Below are 555 nucleotides of genomic sequence, written 5' to 3'. Positions count from 1 at the left end.
TGAATAGTTGTGGAGCTATGTTTTTAAAACCAGGCCATACTTTAGGTAAACAACTAATAAGGAGGTAATAATTAGTTATAAAGTTTGGAATAATAAAAACATAGTGGGTTTATGCTTATATACAAAAGGGAGCAAGTAATATTGGTTTTAAAAATAGAGATGCAAAATGTGCACACTTTTATATTATAAGCGTGAGAGGGCAGACTCAAGCATATGTATACTAATAATAAAAAACAAGTTGTATTAACTTTAAAATAAGTTTAGCAATATGGCAGATAATAATACAGAAAACCCAGGGGCTTCAGCCAAACCAAACAAGGCAGGGGTATACACCGTATGCCAAGGCGCAAAATGCAAGTGCGACAAAGCAAAAGTGCCTACAACGTTGGCCGATTTTGAGGTCGCCACCCAAAGCACTATTTATGTTAACGACCAAGCGTGTTCAGAAAAACTGTTAGCAACCACCAAAGACCTGCCCCTGCCCTTTACTAAAAAAAAAGGTACTTTTAGCGACTGTCTTATGCAGCCTTTAGGGTTTGGAATGTACAAAGCTTG

General features: G+C 36.9%; 1 pseudogene. It reads left to right on the top strand.

The features are described 5' to 3' along the window. Positions 1 to 268: 268 nt before the first annotated feature. Positions 269 to 555, top strand: a pseudogene (locus ACFFU9_RS11800) (hypothetical protein); the annotation flags it as partial.

The organism is Mariniflexile ostreae, from assembly GCF_042427585.1.
Classification (GTDB): Bacteria; Bacteroidota; Bacteroidia; order Flavobacteriales; family Flavobacteriaceae; genus Pseudalgibacter; species Pseudalgibacter ostreae.
This window is presented reverse-complemented; position numbering and strand designations above follow the sequence as displayed.